At 45.1% G+C, this 15,817-nt stretch carries 14 protein-coding genes; 12 read left to right on the forward strand and 2 right to left on the reverse strand.

The features are described 5' to 3' along the window. Positions 1 to 7: 7 nt before the first annotated feature. The 11 genes from xseA to MHI01_RS29825 all read left to right on the forward strand — a co-directional run bounded on the left by xseA (position 8) and on the right by MHI01_RS29825 (position 12,512). Positions 8 to 1,372, forward strand: coding sequence for an exodeoxyribonuclease VII large subunit (gene xseA, locus MHI01_RS29775; protein ID WP_017687598.1), 1,365 nt, complete (start codon positions 8 to 10; stop codon positions 1,370 to 1,372). Further along, complete coding sequence (gene xseB / locus MHI01_RS29780) at positions 1,362 to 1,619, forward strand: exodeoxyribonuclease VII small subunit (protein WP_017687599.1); 258 nt, start codon at positions 1,362 to 1,364, stop codon at positions 1,617 to 1,619. Before xseA ends, xseB begins: the two co-directional genes overlap by 11 nt. Continuing rightward, positions 1,612 to 2,517 carry a polyprenyl synthetase family protein gene (locus MHI01_RS29785; RefSeq protein ID WP_445744935.1) on the forward strand — a complete coding sequence of 302 codons (906 nt, stop codon included), beginning with the start codon at positions 1,612 to 1,614 and terminating at the stop codon, positions 2,515 to 2,517. The genes xseB and MHI01_RS29785 overlap by 8 nt, the downstream gene beginning before the upstream one ends. Positions 2,518 to 2,799: 282 nt before the next feature. Further along, positions 2,800 to 4,707 (forward strand): 1-deoxy-D-xylulose-5-phosphate synthase, encoded by a 1,908-nt coding sequence (dxs, locus tag MHI01_RS29790; protein WP_340984732.1) that lies wholly within the window; start codon positions 2,800 to 2,802, stop codon positions 4,705 to 4,707. Positions 4,708 to 4,729: 22 nt separating this feature from the next. Further along, positions 4,730 to 5,575: a TlyA family RNA methyltransferase gene (locus MHI01_RS29795; RefSeq protein ID WP_340984733.1), complete on the forward strand. Its 846-nt coding sequence runs from the start codon at positions 4,730 to 4,732 to the stop codon at positions 5,573 to 5,575. Positions 5,576 to 5,659: 84 nt separating this feature from the next. Continuing rightward, positions 5,660 to 6,145: a hypothetical protein gene (locus MHI01_RS29800; RefSeq protein ID WP_340984734.1), complete on the forward strand. Its 486-nt coding sequence runs from the start codon at positions 5,660 to 5,662 to the stop codon at positions 6,143 to 6,145. 84 nt (positions 6,146 to 6,229) lie between these two features. Beyond that, entirely contained in the window at positions 6,230 to 6,679 is a 450-nt protein-coding gene (gene ahrC / locus MHI01_RS29805) for a transcriptional regulator AhrC/ArgR (protein WP_017687604.1), read from the forward strand. Between the two features lie 278 nt (positions 6,680 to 6,957). Beyond that, positions 6,958 to 8,676, forward strand: coding sequence for a DNA repair protein RecN (recN, locus tag MHI01_RS29810; protein WP_340984736.1), 1,719 nt, complete (start codon positions 6,958 to 6,960; stop codon positions 8,674 to 8,676). A 120-nt stretch (positions 8,677 to 8,796) separates the two neighbouring features. Beyond that, a complete protein-coding gene (gene spoIVB, locus MHI01_RS29815) occupies positions 8,797 to 10,125 on the forward strand; it encodes a SpoIVB peptidase (RefSeq protein WP_036675010.1) in 1,329 nt (442 codons plus the stop codon). 195 nt (positions 10,126 to 10,320) lie between these two features. Beyond that, entirely contained in the window at positions 10,321 to 11,130 is an 810-nt protein-coding gene (spo0A, locus tag MHI01_RS29820; protein WP_036614349.1) for a sporulation transcription factor Spo0A, read from the forward strand. A gap of 425 nt (positions 11,131 to 11,555) precedes the next feature. Further along, positions 11,556 to 12,512: a GGDEF domain-containing protein gene (locus tag MHI01_RS29825; protein ID WP_253501566.1), complete on the forward strand. Its 957-nt coding sequence runs from the start codon at positions 11,556 to 11,558 to the stop codon at positions 12,510 to 12,512. Between the two features lie 265 nt (positions 12,513 to 12,777). On the opposite strand, the gene MHI01_RS29830 is transcribed toward MHI01_RS29825, so the two are convergent. Continuing rightward, positions 12,778 to 13,101 carry a hypothetical protein gene (locus MHI01_RS29830; RefSeq protein ID WP_340984737.1) on the reverse strand — a complete coding sequence of 108 codons (324 nt, stop codon included), beginning with the start codon at positions 13,099 to 13,101 and terminating at the stop codon, positions 12,778 to 12,780. Between the two features lie 69 nt (positions 13,102 to 13,170). Beyond that, entirely contained in the window at positions 13,171 to 13,590 is a 420-nt protein-coding gene (locus MHI01_RS29835; protein ID WP_340984738.1) for a FlxA-like family protein, read from the reverse strand. Positions 13,591 to 13,796: 206 nt separating this feature from the next. Here MHI01_RS29835 and MHI01_RS29840 point away from each other — a divergent pair, with 206 nt between their 5' ends. Then, on the forward strand, positions 13,797 to 15,758 hold the full coding sequence (locus tag MHI01_RS29840) for an AraC family transcriptional regulator (protein ID WP_340984739.1): 1,962 nt from the start codon (positions 13,797 to 13,799) through the stop codon (positions 15,756 to 15,758). The last annotated feature ends 59 nt before the right edge of the window (positions 15,759 to 15,817 follow it).

Consider the following 15,817-nt stretch of genomic DNA (forward strand, 5'->3'; position numbering starts at 1 on the left):
TTTGTCTGTGGCAGATCAAAAGATCTACTCCATCAAAGACCTGAACCGATACATCCGGATGAAACTGGAATCGGATCAGGTCCTGTCGGACGTCTGGCTGCGCGGGGAGATTTCGAATTTCACACATCACTCCAGCGGCCATATGTATTTTACATTGAAGGACAAGGACAGCCGGATCAAGTCAATTATGTTTGCATCCCATAACCAGCGATTACCCTTTGTACCGAAGGAGGGTGCAAGGGTTATTGCCCGTGGTAATGTCTCGGTGTATGAACGGGATGGGCAGTATCAATTTTATGCTACCCATATGCAACCGGATGGAATTGGAAGTCTGTATCTGGCTTACGAACAGCTGAAGAAAAAGCTTGAGGATGAAGGGTTATTTTCACCTTCTCGAAAAAGACAGATCCCTCGTTATCCACAGACCATCGGGGTTGTAACTTCACCGACGGGAGCGGCGGTGCGAGACATCATGATCACACTCCAGCGCAGGTATCCTTCTGCCAAAGTTGTTTTATATCCTGTTCTGGTTCAAGGCAAGGGTGCAGCACCTTCCATTGTCAAAGCGATTGGCAACCTTAACCGGATGGGAGAAGCCGATGTACTTATCGTTGGACGCGGAGGCGGTTCACTGGAGGAGTTGTGGGCCTTTAATGAGGAGATTGTGGCAAGAGCAATAGTCGCTTCGGATATTCCTGTCATTTCTGCGGTTGGGCACGAAACGGACTTCACTATTGCTGATTTTGCAGCCGATTTGCGTGCGGCTACACCTACAGCAGCTGCTGAATTAGCTGTGCCTAATCGAGCTGAGTTGCTTGATCAGATCGGACAACGTCAGCGCCAGTTACAGCACAGCTTACGTCAGCGTGCTGTACATAATCGTGAACGGCTCGCAAGATTACAGCGTTCGCCAGTACTGGTGCATCCAAGACGTACCTTGATGCAGCATACGGAACGACTGGATATGATGCACCAACGGCTTTTGAGAACAGTGGATACACGTATGAAATGGACAGGAGAGAAGCAGGAGCGTCTGCGGGCAGCACTGCAACGGTTCAATCCTCGTGAGCAGGTCAATGCAGCACGCCGTGAGAATGCGGCAGCACGCAGACAACTTGAACTTGCGATCAGGTCTATAGCCAGATCGAAGCAGCAACAGTGGAAATCATCTGTGCGGCATCTGGATGCGCTTAGCCCGCTTAAAGTCATGTCACGGGGATACAGCCTTGTCTATGACGAGCAAGAACAGCGATTGATCAAGTCGACGAAGGATGTACAGCCTGGAGATTCAATTAAGATTAAATTAACAGACGGACAGCTGGACTGTCAGGTTTGGGGAATGAAGGAGGACGACAATACCCATGGCGAATGAACCGGAATTGAATTTTGAAGAGGCAATGGCGGCATTGGAAGACATCGTAGGTCAGCTGGAACATGGTGATGTTCCGTTGGAACAGGCCATCGATCTGTTTCAACGCGGGATGAAACTTTCGCAACTTTGCGGTCTGAAGCTGGAACAAGTGGAACGCAAGATCGAGATGATCGTAGAAGAAGATGGAGAGCTTCGCAAGAAGCCTTTCGGAACTGCTGACGATGAGAGCGGTGAAGTCCATGAGTAATCGTCCTTCGTTTCAAGCATACCTCGAAGAGGTCACAGCTGAGGTGACAGAAGCGTTGAAACATACGCTTCCCGATCACTGGGATGTACCCCAATCGTTGACGGATGCGATGCAGTACTCACTTATGGCCGGAGGCAAACGCCTTCGTCCTCTTCTGGTCGTTGCTGCGGCGGAAGCCTTCGGTGCACAGCGTACAGCTGCAATGCCGGTAGCCTGCGCCGTGGAGATGGTTCATACGTATTCACTGATCCACGACGACCTGCCTGCTATGGATAATGATGATTACCGCAGGGGAAAATTAACGAATCATAAGGTATATGGTGAAGCAACAGCCATATTGGCGGGCGATGCGTTGCTAACTCATGCTTTTTATAGCATTGTTCAAGCTGGACGCCGTAGCGGTGTGGCGGCAGATGCGTTACTGTCCATCGTAGAGGACATGTCCGAACTTGCTGGAGCAAGAGGCATGGTCGGCGGCCAAGTCGCGGATATGGAAGGCGAGCAAGGCATGACCGATCTTTCACAGCTCCAATATATCCATTTGCACAAAACGGGTGATCTGATTGTTTTCTCACTCATTGCTGGAGCACGAATTGGTGGAGCAACGGAGGGACAAATGGAAGCCTTACGTGTGTTTGGCCGTGATCTGGGGCTGGCATTTCAGATTCAGGATGATATTCTCGACCTGACGGGTGACGAGCAGAAGATGGGCAAGAAAACACAGAGCGATGTGAATCAGCAGAAGGTAACATATCCTTATTTTATTGGCATGGAGGCTTCTGTAGATGAAGTGAAATCCCTTACCCAATCTGCCAAAGACGCACTTGAAAGAGCCGAGTTACCTGATGCATCCAGATTGCTGGAAATTGCAGATTATCTGATGAGTCGAGACCATTAGATTCTGACGGAGCGGTCTGTTTCAAAACCTGTATAACCGTGTAATGAATGTAATGTCCTTTTTCCGAGTAGATGGAAAGAGCTGTCCCGAGTGGATGCAGGAATACATATGGAGAAGAATTTTAAATAACTTGCTGGCGAGAATGCTCGTTATCGGGAGTATAGTGCAGTAAATTATGATTCTTGTTCTTTTATGTTATAATGATTTAATGTCATTTGATTCATAATGTATATATCGATTTACAACAATAACTAAACAATCTAGGAAAGCGGGGAGATTCTCGTGCTGCTTCCACAAATTAAACAACCCAGTGATCTAAAGTCGATGTCTCAGGATGATCTTGCCCTTTTGTCGGCAGAGATCCGGCAGTTTCTGATTGAGAAACTGTCTGTTACAGGTGGGCATCTCGCACCCAACTTAGGCGTGGTTGAGCTCACGGTAGCCCTGCATTACTGTTATAACAGTCCAGCAGACAAAATGATTTTTGATGTAGGGCATCAGGCTTATGTGCATAAAGTCCTGACAGGGCGTAGGGATCGCTTTGATACATTGCGTCAACATAACGGCCTGTGCGGGTTTGTCAAACGCAACGAAAGTGAACATGATGTATGGGAAGCTGGACACAGCAGTACTTCATTGTCCGCTGCGATGGGGATGGCCCTTGCACGTGATCTCAAGGGTGAGGACAACCAAGTTATCGCGATGATTGGTGATGGAGCGCTTACAGGTGGCATGGCTTTTGAAGCCCTCAATCATATCGGTCATGAGCAGAGAAAACTGATGGTTATTCTGAATGATAATGAAATGTCCATTGCTCCAAACGTTGGGGCTATGCATAAATATTTGAGCAAGATTCGTTCGGATCGTCATTATCTGAAAGCGAAAGATGATGTTGAGGGGATGCTTAAAAAGATTCCTGCTATTGGAGACCGTTTGGCCAAATCGGCAAGCTGGATCAAAGATAGTGTCAAATATATGATGGTACCAGGTGTTCTTTTCGAAGAACTGGGCTTCACGTATTTGGGACCGATTGATGGGCACGATATTCCCAAATTGATCGAAACCTTCAAACAGGCAGATAACGTTGATGGTCCTGTGCTCGTTCACGTGCTCACGACCAAAGGCAAAGGTTATCAGCCAGCAGAAGCCGATTCGCACAAGTGGCACGGGATTTCTCCGTACAAAATTGAATCCGGTCAAGTGCTGAAGGCAGTCGGAAAACCGATGTACACGGAAGTGTTCGGTCAAACGTTAATTGATCTTGCGAAGCAGGATAAGCGGATCGTAGCGGTAACGCCCGCAATGCCTACAGGATCAGGTCTTATTCCGTTCAGTAAGGAATTTCCCGATCGCATGATTGACGTAGGTATTGCAGAACAGCACGCGGCGACCATGTGTGCTGCATTGGCTATGGAAGGCTTGAAGCCGGTCTTTGCCGTGTATTCTACGTTTATGCAACGTGCTTATGATCAGATTGTACATGATATTTGCCGTCATAACGCCAACGTGATGTTTGCCATTGACCGTGCCGGGTTTGTTGGTCCGGATGGGGAAACACATCAAGGGGTATACGATGTGGCATTTATGCGCCATATTCCAAATATCGTTCTGATGATGCCAAAAGACGAAAATGAATTGCGTCATATGATGAAAACGGCGCTTGATTATAATGAAGGTCCAATTGCCTACCGTTATCCACGAAACAATGTGGTCGGTGTACCTTTGGATGATGTACTTGTTCCGATTCCGATCGGATCATGGGAGCAACTGCGTCCATCCGAGGGATATGCTGTTATCGCTTCAGGGTCAATGGTGCAGCTTGCAGAAGAAGCAGCAGAGATGGTGAAGCGGGAAGGGATCACAGCAGGCGTAATCAACGCTCGCTTCTTGAAACCTCTTGACGAGCAAATGTTGCGTGATTTAGCTGTTCGAGGCACCAAATTGATTGTACTTGAAGAAACATCCCAAGCAGGCAGCATGGGTAGTGCAGTGCTGGAGTTTTATGCAGAACAGGGACTACATGATGTTCATGTACAATTGATGGGGATTCCGGATCGCTTCATCGAGCATGGTAGTATTAAGGAACAACGTGAGGAAGTGGGTCTTACCGTTGAAAATGTATGTGCTGAACTGCGCAAGATGGCTGTTCAATCATCTTACGGCATACCCAAAACACGTTTTCCTTCGTAAATTTACATGATAGGAGACAGACATGTCACTCCCGAAAGAACGAATTGATGTTCTGCTGGTTGAGCAGGGCTATTATGAAAGTCGTGAGAAGGCAAAAGCTGCAATCATGGCTGGACTGGTATATGCCAATAATGAGCCGATCGAAAAGGCGGGCATGAAAATTCCAAGGGAAGCCGAGCTGAAAGTAAAAGGCTCGGTACATCCCTACGTCGGCAGAGGCGGATTGAAGCTCGAAAAAGCGATCCGTCATTTCGGCCTTGATATGAATGGACTTGTCATGCTCGACATTGGTTCATCCACCGGTGGATTTACGGATTGTGCACTTCAGCATGGCGCGTCTCACGTTTACGCTATTGATGTGGGGTATAATCAGCTCGACTGGTCTTTGCGTAATGATGAGCGGGTTACTGTTATGGAACGAACTAATTTCCGCTATGTGACTCCTGAAGATCTGACGGGACCCGTGCCGAACTTTGCGAGCATTGATGTGTCGTTCATTTCACTGCGAATCATATTGCCGCCACTTCTGGCTCTTTTGAAACAACCTACAGATATCGTTGCATTGATTAAACCTCAATTTGAGGCAGGGCGTGAAAAAGTAGGCAAGTCCGGTGTGGTACGTGATACGAAGGTACACAAGGATGTATTGCAGACAATGCTTCATTTTTCCAGTCAACTTGGTTTACATCTGCAGAGTTTAACTTTTTCACCGATAACGGGTGGAGAAGGTAATATAGAATTTCTCGCACATTGGCGTCTGGAAGCACCAGAGGCAACACAACCAGAGATCGATCCAGCTTCACTTGACGCACTTGCGGAGCAAGTTGCAAAGGAAGCAGCTCATACATTTACGGGAAACTCATCATAAGATGGGTTTCTTTTCGCTGGAAAGGTGATTGACGTAAAGGGAAATCATTACTGAACCTCGAATATGTCTTCGAGGTGAGCGATAATGGATGGTCAATATGACACAATCTTTATAGGTGTACTTGCTGTCTGTTTGATCTTGTGGCTGTTCTTTGGCTTGCGTAATTGGGTGAACCGACCGACGCCGGTAAGCTTGTCTGGAATGCAACTGAACGTTAAGATTCAAGATTCCCCGGCCTTGGATTTGCTTGAAGCACAGGGCTACGAAGTCATCGGTGGGAAAATGAAAGTCCCTCTGGCTTTTGAGGCCAATGAATCCGTTTATTACAGCAGATTATTCATTGATTATGTTGCAGAACGTGAGGATCTCAGATACCTCGTGAAAACGTCTCGTCGCAGACAGCCAATTGAAATGACCGGCCCTGCGCTAAGGGATCGCTTCCTCAATTATCTGTTGTTATATCCTGGCTGTGAAGGATTGCTGTATGTTGACGTGGAGGATTCCGATATTAAGTTAATCAGGCTCATGGACTATCAGGAAGATGTGTATGATGGGGATGATCTGGACTAATATAAAAGAATGAACATTGCAGGGCAAAGTCTGCGGCGAATTACAAATGCTGCTTTATTGCAATACATCTAACTGGAGGCATGTATGAAAGGACAAAGGCACATCAAGATTCGTGAAATCATTAGTCAAAATGAAATTGAGACCCAGGATGATCTGGTTGAAGCACTACGCAAATCAGGTTTTCAGGTGACTCAGGCGACGGTATCTCGGGATATCAAGGAACTTCTGTTAATCAAGATTCCGATGGATGACGGAAGATACAAGTACTCTTTACCAACAGATCAACGATATAATCCGATTCAAAAGTTGAAGCGTGCACTCGTTGACAACTTCTTGCACATTGATCACACGAACAATCTGGTTGTGATGAAATGTTTGCCAGGCACAGCCAACTCCATTGCAGCTTTGCTTGATAATATTGAGTGGAATGAAGTCATGGGCACGATCTGTGGAGATGACACCATTCTGATTATCTGCCGGACTGAAGGTAACAGTGTGACCGTTATTGAGCGAATCATGGGTTATATTGCTTAAAGTGCGTGTTCAAAAAGATCGGTTTTCAGTACCGAGAAGATGGGATGAAGCTAGAAATGGAGTAGCGGAGCGTAGGGAAAACTACGTGAGCAACTGCAATGTTTCCGAAGGAAACATACTTCGTAAGCATCCCACTTATTTCGGCTAAATTCCATATTCGATGCTGATGATGCCACCAGGCATCCTTCGTAATCAAAAGCGGACTTTTTGAACAACCTCTTAAATCAATGGTTCAAAAACATAATTTCTGAGTTAGTCATCCGGAGGTGTTTTTGCAGATGTTAGTTACGTTATCGATTCGTAATCTGGCTGTGGTGGAAGAAGTGGATGTTGTATTCCATCCGGGATTCCATGTACTTTCAGGGGAAACGGGTGCAGGTAAGTCAATTATTATAGATGCACTTGGATTAATTGCTGGTGGACGAAGTTCAGCTGATCTGATCCGGTACGGATGTGAGAAGGCAGAGATGGAAGCATTGTTCGAGATGGAGCAGAGTCATCCGGTATGGCAGACATTAGAGAAGCTGGGTATCCATTGTGAGCCTGAAGAGCATTTGGTCATTCGACGTGAACTGAATACACAGGGAAAGAGTACGTCCCGCATTAACGGGCAATTGGTCAATCTGACCATGCTGCGGGAAGTAGGCGAGAAGCTGATCAATATTCATGGACAACATGAACATCAGAGTTTGCTGCGCGCTGAGAGCCATCTGGGGCTTCTCGACACCTATGGCTCGGAAGTCATCGGACCAATTAAAGCGAAGTACCAGGAGCGCTACAGCAAGTTTATCACGGCGGAAAAAGAATTGCGTGCGCTTCAGGAGTCCAGTCAGCGTGCATATCAACTCTTGGACATGTATCGCTTTCAGCTTGAGGAGATCGCAGCAGCAAGCCTAACACAAGGCGAGGATGAATTACTCGGGGAAGAACGGGTCAAACTATCCCATAGTGAGAAAATGATGGACAGTGTTGCTGGTGCATATGATCTCCTCAGTGGTCAACGCGGACTTGAAGCTGTGAGCATTGCTCTTTCAAGAATTGAAGACATTTCTGGATATGATAACAAAGGACTGCAACCAATCGTAGAGCAGCTGCAATCCGCATTTTATCAATTGGAAGATGCGACATTTCAGTTAAGGGATTACCGGGAGAAGATTGAATTTAATCCGGCAAGGCTGGAAGAAGTGGAGCAAAGGCTGAATCTGATTTCTGGCCTCAGACGGAAATACGGGGACAGTGTTGAACTTATTCTGAGTTATTATGATCAGATTAGCCATGAAACCGACCAACTGGAGAACAAGGACGAACGGCTGGAGAAATTGCGAGCTGAACGTGATAAAATGCTTAACCTTGTGATGGAGTCTGCTGAAGAGCTCAGCAAGGTTCGCAAACAATGCGCCGAGGAACTTGCTGCACAGGTGGAAAGCGAACTCAAGGATCTGCAAATGGAGCGGACTACACTGCGTGTTCAGATTACTCCTTTCGAAGATCCGAAGGGCATTGAATGGAATGGACGTCGTATTCGTCTGAATCGTCAGGGTGCGGACAATGCGGAATTCCTGATCTCACCGAACCCGGGCGAGCCATTAAGACCACTTGGCAAGATTGCTTCAGGTGGTGAGTTATCGAGAATGATGCTGGCGATGAAGAGTATCTTTGCGCGACATGACTGGATACCTGTGTTGATTTTTGATGAAGTTGATACCGGAGTTAGCGGTAGAGCAGCTCAATCCATTGCGGAAAAACTGTTCCGCTTGTCTTCGACTTGTCAGGTTTTCTCAATAACGCACTTACCACAAGTGGCTTGTATGGCAGATCATCAGTATCTCATTGAGAAACATGTCTACGATGGACGGACGATGACGCAGGTGGAATCGCTGTCAGACGAAGGCAGAGTGAAGGAATTGGCACGTATGTTGGGCGGCGTGGAAATTACAGAAAAAACACTGCATCACGCACAGGAAATGCTGAATTTGGCGGAAGCCAAAAAAGGGTGAAACGGACGGCTGGCGTAATGATTGACAGTAATAAAAGCCTGGGGGCGAGGTTATCTTAAAGGTACGCAATTGGCGACCACCTTTCGTCAAGCGAAAGAAGCAAAGGGAGTGTGACAGCCATTGAATTCCCCCCTCAGGAAGAAATTGCTAGGTCTTTTATTTGCCTTCTTTCTTTGTGTGATTAGCCAGGCCATTCAGCCTGTGCAAAGTTATGCTTCACTGCCGGATGAATTGCAAGTGTTTGCTGGCAGGCAAGCGGATGTCCGGCTCGCTGTACCTGCTGTTTCAAGCGCCGTTGTAGATCGTCCTGATATCGTTGGTTTGGATGATCAGGCAGCGATGCATGTTACCAGGCAACAACCTTTGCATCTTCACCCTCAACAGACGGGACATGCCAAATTAACGTTGAAGTTGTGGGGTAAAATTCCGGTCAAAACAGTCCATGTGAATGTGATACCGGATTTGCGTGTTGTACCCGGGGGTCAAACGATTGGCGTCAAAGTTAAATCGGCAGGCATTCTGGTGGTTGGACATCATCTGGTCCGTTCCGGTCAGGATGAGCGTGTATCGCCCGGAGAAACAGCGGGCATTAAGCTCGGAGATCTGATTACGCATATGGATGGTAAACGTCTGGATGGCGTAGCAGGTGTCTCTGAAGCCGTTGAACTTGCAGGGAAAAGTAAAAAAGGTATTGATGTTGTGTTAAAACGTGGTAAGGAAACGGTGAAGACACGATTAACTCCGGCGTATGACTCCGAGGATCAAGCGTGGAGGCTTGGATTGTACATTCGTGATTCTGCAGCCGGTGTTGGCACACTTACCTTCTATGCTCCCGATCAGGGCGTATATGGCGCACTGGGCCATGTCATTACAGATATGAACACACAGACATCTATTGTTGTGGGTAGTGGTCAGATTGTTCAGTCCAATGTAACGTCAATTTCGAAGAGTGAGACCGGTGATCCGGGTGAGAAACGTGCTCATTTCCTCAAGGAAAGCAAAATTTTGGGCAATATTGAACGTAATACGGCTTTTGGTATCTTTGGTAAAATGTCCGGAAATCCTGAGCACAGTTTGTATTCGAAAGGCATTCCCGTAGCTTTTTCTCATGAAGTCAAGGAAGGACCGGCCGAAATACTTACCGTGGTTGACGGTCAACAAGTTGAACGCTTTTCCATTGACATTGTTCATGTGGCAGATCAAACCGAACCAGCAACAAAAGGTCTGGTGCTTCGAATCACGGACCCGAAACTGCTGGATAAGACCGGAGGTATCGTTCAAGGGATGAGTGGCAGCCCAATTGTACAGAATGGTAAGTTAATCGGTGCAGTTACTCATGTATTCGTGAATGATCCAAAATCGGGTTACGGTTGCTTCATTGAATGGATGTTACAAGATGCTGGCGTTATGATGAAAAAGGAAAACGATAAGAACCTCAAGGCTGGTTAAACAGCCCTGAGGTTCTTTTTTGTCGAAAGCAAACATAATATATCGGATAATGAAATAAATTATTTATTATATAGGAACAAGAAAAAAAAATAAAGAAAAATAATTTTCGACAGGAGGAATTTAACTTGCTGTGTCGAAAATTTAACCTGTAAGGAAATGTACGAAACGATGTTTAATTTAAAGGAGGATACCGTTTTGCAAAAAATTGAGGTATTGCTGGCCGATGATAATCGTGAATTTACGAATTTGCTTGCCGAATATATATCTGAGCAGGAAGATATGGAAGTAACCGGTATTGCATACAATGGAGAAGAAGTACTGCAATTGCTGGAGCAAACTCGGGATGTGCCAGATGTATTGATTCTGGATATTATCATGCCTCACCTGGACGGATTGGGTGTGCTTGAGCGCTTGCGCGACCTGAACCTGTCTCCACAGCCTAAAGTCATTATGCTTACGGCATTCGGACAAGAGAATATCACACAGCGTGCCGTGCAACTCGGAGCTTCTTATTATATTCTCAAGCCGTTTGACATGGAAGTGCTTGCGAATCGTGTGCGTCAACTGGTGGGAACACAGACGGCGATGTCCACAAGCAGCGGATCATCCATGTTCATGAAATCATCCAATGTTGTGCCAATGGGCAAACACAAAAATCTGGATGCAAATATTACGTCCATCATACATGAAATCGGCGTTCCTGCGCATATTAAAGGATATCAGTATTTGCGCGAAGCGATTACGATGGTGTATAACAATATCGAAATTTTGGGAGCCATCACCAAAACACTGTATCCGGCGATTGCCGAAAAATTCAAAACCACGCCGTCCCGCGTCGAACGTGCCATCCGTCATGCCATTGAAGTGGCATGGACTCGCGGTAACATCGACAGCATCAGCCACTTGTTTGGTTACACGATCAATATCAGCAAGTCGAAGCCGACAAACTCGGAATTCATCGCGATGGTTGCTGACAAGCTGAGAATTGAGCATAAGGTAAGCTGAAAGGGTCAGGAGTAGTGAGCTGGCAAGTATAGTTTGGATTCAAATTTGATTCTAGCCAAATGGATTTTTGGCGGCCTATATCTGAATTCGTTCATTTCATGCCGATAAACTTCTGTAATATATGCCAACGAATACCGTCATTTATTGGATTAAAGATATCCAGTAAATGACGGTATTTTTGCATAACGAAATAACACAGAACATGATGATGAAATTTAGTGTTGCATGATTGCTTCAAAATTTTGAGATCAAGCATTAAAATAAGCTCACTATAGCAAAGTTTAGAAAAGGAAATAATTCATAAACTTTTACTCTCAGTTAACGCTTTTTCAAGTAGAAAGTGGTACGATGTGACCATTGACAAAGACCTACATATATATTTGAAAAGTTCGGATAAGATGCTACGAACAGAGGAGTAGAATAGTATGTTTACGCAAATAGGCGAGATTGCTGAACCAATTCCTGTAGTACAATCTGATACAAAATGTGATATCGTCTATCATCTTTTCAAGTCCAATCCTAGTCTGGAAGGTATAGCTGTTATGGGGGAGAAGGATGTGTCATTAATGATGCGGCCCCGATTCTTTCAGCAGATTGGCACCCAGTATGGCTATAATCTATATATGGGACGTCCTGTAGAACTGGTGATGAACACACAGGCACTGGTCGTGGATTATTCAGAACAGATTACAGATGTCAGTGTTCTAGCCATGGACCGAGATGAAGGGGAAATATATGATCTTGTGTTGGTCACGTCAGGAGAAAGTTTCTTTGGAGCTGTGAGTATTCGGCGTTTGCTACTTGCTGTTGCTGATGTACGGGCTGAAATGGCGATTTTTATGAACCCGCTGACTGGTCTTCCTGGTAATCATATTATAGATGAAAGGCTGTCTCAGGCTCTTCAGATGGACCAATTTAGCGTACTGTACGTTGATCTCGATCAATTCAAATCCTACAATGATAGCTACGGCTTCAAAATGGGGGATCAGCTTATTCAGGCGACAGCTAACTTGCTTCGCAAGCTATTTGTTCCCCCTGAAGCTTTTCTTGGACATATCGGTGGTGATGATTTTATTACGATCCTGAATCACCATGATTACAAATATATTAGTGAGGAAGTCATCTTAGGTTTTGAGGAAATGAAAAGGACATTCTACAACGAACATGATTGGCATCATCAATATGTTCTGGGGGAAGGACGTTCCGGGCTAAATCGGCCCATTCCTCTCGTGTCGGTATCCATCGCCGTTGTAACCAATAGCAAGCGAAAATATGAAAACATAGATCAGATAATTGATGAGGCCACACGCATCAAAAAAGGTTGTAAAGCGATTGCTGGAAGTATCATCTGTGCAAATGATACCGCCACTACTCCGTGCTAGACATAAAATTACGAGAACGTAGAGGACAGAGAGAATCTAAAGATGTGGGTCTAAAAGCTTTCTGTAAGAAAGCTTCTTCGGAAGCTGAGGCTTCGCTTCTATACTCATAACGTTAAAATACAGAAAAACCGCTATTTATCAGGAGTTAGTCACCTGTAATAGCGGTTCTATCATTGGATGCGAGTCAAAGGTTGTGTAGCGAACGAACCACTTTAACCTTCAAACCCATTATGTATACATAAAATTATGTTTGATCAATGCGCACTCAGATTCGAATATCGACGGATGGATATGAAGCAGCAGGAGATGTAGAAGCTGTAGTTTGCGGACCATTTCCTGATTCCTGATCTGTGGCTCCGCCATCTGATGGGTGCTCCTTACTTCCCGTTTTCTTTCCTTCATTTACTTCCTGATCTTCTTCTCCAGTTGTTGTAGAGATAGGTGGTTGTATTCCCTTTTTAGGTGCGGGCTGATGGATCTCTTCCACCAGCTCCCCAATCTTCTGATTGACCTTGTTTAACTGGGAGTTGATGTCCTGGACGGTCTCTCGCTTTGCCTGAAAGACGGTGCGTTCTGAATTTTCCAACATCATTGATTTGCCTAGATCGAGATCATTTGCGGGAGGATTGATCTCGAGAACAAGTCGGTCAAAGCGGGTTTATCCTTCGGTGGTCTGAATGGAGCCCTGCATGCGATCACGCAAACCGACCAGCTTACCCAATTGATCATAAGTCTGACTATGCTTGATCAGGTGATCGAGTGAAGGGGCTTGTGCCTCGTCGGTTGGTTTGGGTTGTTGCTGTTGAGCCTTTTCGGGCTGTCTTAATTTGTCCTTTTCTTGCAATTCTTCAGCTTTAATTTGGGCAATCTGGCTGTCGATCTGGGAAATGGAGCTTGTTAAGGATTTAATTCGCTGAGCTTTGGTTTTGGTATCCAACTCGTCATTGGTTTTTACACCTTGCATTTCTTCATTGAGCCGGATCTTCTGCTGCATGAGTCCCTGAATTTCTTTATCCCGATTGGAGACTTGATTCCCGGGAGTGAAACTGCTTTTGGTTGCAGATGAGATTGAATTCATATCCTCTGTTCTCCTTCTCCACTTTATCATGGTTCTATTTACATATATCGGATGTTAAGAGAAAGATTTGAATAGCTCTTGTTTCCTCGCAATGGATTCATTTTGCGTCGGTTGTATTGCGTACTTCATCATAATAATTGATAATGGTTATCAATAAGTGAGTAGAGTACAGACACAATTTATGTAGACGGAGATGGGTTAGCAAAATGTGGAATGATTATTATATCCTCTGGAACTATGCTGCGGTGAGCATAACAGATATCCGTTACATTGAATTAGAGGCATATGAAGAGATGAAATACAAATTTCCGACAAGTACCTTTGTACTCACCATTCAGGGTGATGCTGGAGTGACGATTGACAATCAAACATATGAAGTGAGTCGCTTTTATATTTTCCATGGGGGAAAAGGGAGTAAGTTGATGATTCGAGCAGGCGAATCCGGATTGCGCCTATATTACTTGATGTACAAAGCAAACCTGCCTAGTGGAGGGAGAAATGATCTGGGAAGGTTAATGGAGCGTATCAATCCGTTCCAAATGAACTATGGCTTTACCCCCGATATGCCAACCATTCTATATGAGCAATGGAAAAAGATGCACTTTTTGTGGGATCAAAAGAACCCTATTCAGCACTTTCAGGCCAAGAGTTTGTTCTATGCATTTGTGGAGCAGATCTCATCACAGATTCCTCGTATATCCAATCGTTATCCAAGTATGTTGGATCAGGTCAGCAAAGTCATTGAAATTGTAGAGTCTTCGTACACCCAGCCACTTACACTTCATGTTTTGGCAGAAATGATTGGCACCAGCCCAAGAAGTTTGTCACGCAAGTTCAAGCAGTCGACGGGATATAGTCCCATCGATTATCTGATTCAGTTTCGTTTGTTCAAAGCCAAGGAGATGTTGCTACAAACGGACGCCACATTGGATGAGATCGCAGCAGGCATCGGTTATCCTGATGGATATTATTTGGGACGTATGTTCAAGAAACATACAGGTCTTTCTCCTCTGCAATTTAAAGAAAAGACCTCAGCCCCCCTATATTGGCCTGATCTGACATCAGGTGTGGCGCGAAATGACATTTTCAGAGGTGGAAGTGGAAGGTATGTTTATACTGATGGTGATAATCATTATCAATATAAACACGGAGGGTCAATAAATATGAACAGACAGACAAGAACGGGAATGTTGCTTAGTATTTTACTAAGTCTTACGTTACTGCTAAGTGCCTGCTCTACAGGTGTTGCCAGTAATTCGAGCGGGGATGCTTCTGGAAGCAAAAGTACATCAAGTTCCACAAACACAGTAACAGCGGGTAATCACACCAAAACATCTGAACCACGTATAATCTCAACGGTGAAGGGAGATATTACAATTCCGGCTGAACCTAAACGGATTGTGGTTGACTTGTATCTAGGAAGCTTGATCGCTCTGGGGATCAAACCTGTGGGTACACCCGAGATGAACCTGAAAAATCCTTATTTTATCAGCTCACTTGAGGGTGTGCAGAATATTGGTGAATATGAAACCATCTCTCTAGAAAAGGTGTTGGAACTTGAACCGGATCTCATTGTGACAGGTAATCCTGATTTATTTGATTCCTTTAGCAAAATTGCACCTACCTTGGTTGTACCTTATGGTGAATTGAAAAATACCCACGAAGAAATTACCTATTTCGGTGAAGTGTTAAATAAAGAAAAAGAATCTGAGGCATGGTTAGCCGATTATGATGCAAGAATTGCAGATGCCAAGAAACGTGTTAGTGAGGCAATTGATCCGCAGGCCGAGGTGTCGGTCATGCAGTTCTATGATAAAGCACCGTTGGCCTTTGGTGATAATTTTGGTCGGGGAGGTCAGGCAGTCTACAGCGCGCTTGGTTTGAATCCTCCTGCAGATAAAAAAGAGATCTTAATGAAGGATCAACTGGTTGAAGTTTCATCGGAAGCGATTCCTGAATTTGCCGGAGACTATATTATTCTAACAGCAGATAATCTGACCCTGGAAGAGTTGGAATCGAAACCGGTCTGGAGTTCACTGGATGCGGTTAAAAATGATCGTGTGTTTATCTGGAGCCCGGATCGTTCATGGTACTTTGACCCGATTGCAACATTGGATCAAACAGAGGAATTGGCCGCGTGGTTTAAGAAGATCTCTGAACCAAATTAAGTCTAACAAGTGATTGATGAGATGAAATCCAATTCCATTCTAAATTTCAGTTGATAATG

Origin of the sequence: Paenibacillus sp. FSL M7-0656, assembly GCF_038003225.1 — a bacterium.
GTDB lineage: Bacteria > Bacillota > Bacilli > Paenibacillales > Paenibacillaceae > Paenibacillus > Paenibacillus amylolyticus.

Excerpts from the sequence above, each read along its gene's own strand:
- xseB (WP_017687599.1), top strand. The coding sequence starts at position 1,362 with ATGGCGAATGAACCGGAATTGAATTTTGAAGAGGCAATGGCGGCATTG.
- MHI01_RS29835 (WP_340984738.1), bottom strand. The coding sequence starts at position 13,590 with ATGAATTCAATCTCATCTGCAACCAAAAGCAGTTTCACTCCCGGGAAT.
- MHI01_RS29825 (WP_253501566.1), top strand. The coding sequence starts at position 11,556 with ATGTTTACGCAAATAGGCGAGATTGCTGAACCAATTCCTGTAGTACAA.
- MHI01_RS29785 (WP_445744935.1), top strand. The coding sequence starts at position 1,612 with ATGAGTAATCGTCCTTCGTTTCAAGCATACCTCGAAGAGGTCACAGCT.
- ahrC (WP_017687604.1), top strand. The coding sequence starts at position 6,230 with ATGAAAGGACAAAGGCACATCAAGATTCGTGAAATCATTAGTCAAAAT.
- MHI01_RS29830 (WP_340984737.1), bottom strand. The coding sequence starts at position 13,101 with ATGTTGGAAAATTCAGAACGCACCGTCTTTCAGGCAAAGCGAGAGACC.
- MHI01_RS29795 (WP_340984733.1), top strand. The coding sequence starts at position 4,730 with ATGTCACTCCCGAAAGAACGAATTGATGTTCTGCTGGTTGAGCAGGGC.
- MHI01_RS29840 (WP_340984739.1), top strand. The coding sequence starts at position 13,797 with ATGTGGAATGATTATTATATCCTCTGGAACTATGCTGCGGTGAGCATA.
- recN (WP_340984736.1), top strand. The coding sequence starts at position 6,958 with ATGTTAGTTACGTTATCGATTCGTAATCTGGCTGTGGTGGAAGAAGTG.
- MHI01_RS29800 (WP_340984734.1), top strand. The coding sequence starts at position 5,660 with ATGGATGGTCAATATGACACAATCTTTATAGGTGTACTTGCTGTCTGT.